At 57.2% G+C, this 1101-nt stretch carries 1 protein-coding gene; it reads left to right on the top strand.

Annotated features, from left to right (window positions below):
• Nucleotides 1-79: 79 nt before the first annotated feature.
• Nucleotides 80-1101: IS4 family transposase (locus tag D3D01_RS22505; protein ID WP_121513852.1), on the top strand; the 1022-nt coding region annotated here is incomplete at its 3' end.

The following is a 1101-nucleotide window of genomic DNA, read 5'->3' as shown; positions in this document are numbered from 1 at the left end:
CATCCGTTCTAGTTTAGTGGAGAATTCTGTCGCTGTCTGCTGATTAGATATCGTCGCAACTACCCGGTTGAGGAACCCGGTGGGAAGTGTGTACTCTCCACCGGACTCGGTAGTTGTTGACCGAATTCAAAGAGCGTTTCCCTCTGATGAGTTGCGCGAGCGCGCTCGCGCAACGAATCTCGTTGAGCGTGAGCGGAAGTTCGACATCGTTGCGCTGTTTTACACGCTCTCGTTTGGCTTCGCTGCTGGCTCAGACCGCTCCCTACAAGCATTTCTCGACCGCTACGTCGAGGTGGCTGACTGCAACGAACTCTCTTACGCGGCATTCCACGACTGGTTCGAACCGGGCTTCGTTGCACTCCTTCGAGAGATTCTCGATGACGCCATCGAGAATCTCGATACCGGACGAGCCGACTTGAACGGACGTCTCGAACGATTTCGAGACGTCCTGATTGCTGACGCGACCATCGTTTCTCTGTACCAGGACGCTGCTGATGTCTACGCAGCAACTGGCGAAGATCAGGCTGAACTGAAGCTCCACCTCACGGAGTCACTCTCGACAGGTCTTCCAACACGGTTCCGCACAACTGATGGCACCACTCATGAACGGAGTCAGCTACCCACCGGCGAGTGGGTAGCTGACGCCCTCATACTGCTTGATTTAGGCTTCTACGACTTCTGGTTGTTCGACCGAATCGACCAGAACGGCGGCTGGTTCATCTCCCGAGTCAAGGAGAACGCGAACTTCGAGATCGTCGAGGAACTGCGAACGTGGCGAGGCAACAGCATTCCGCTGGAAGGAGAGTCGCTGCAGGCCGTCCTCGACGACCTGCAGCGACAGGAGATCGACGTCCGTATCACGCTCTCGTTCGAGCGCAAGCGAGGGTCGGGCGCCAGCACGACCCGGACGTTTCGACTGGTCGGGCTGCGCAACGAGGAGAGCGAAGAGTACCATCTCTATCTAACGAATCTGGCGCGTGAGGAGTACAGCGCGCCCGATATCGCGCAGCTCTATCGGGCGCGCTGGGAGGTCGAACTGCTGTTCAAGGAGTTGAAGTCGCGGTTCGGCTTGGACGAGATCAAGACGACCGACACCTACAT

Origin of the sequence: Haloarcula sp. Atlit-7R (genome assembly GCF_003666065.1) — an archaeon.
Taxonomy (GTDB): Archaea; Halobacteriota; Halobacteria; order Halobacteriales; family Haloarculaceae; genus Haloarcula; species Haloarcula taiwanensis.
The sequence above is the reverse complement of the archived record's forward strand: the minus strand, read 5'-3'. Positions and strand labels throughout refer to the sequence as shown.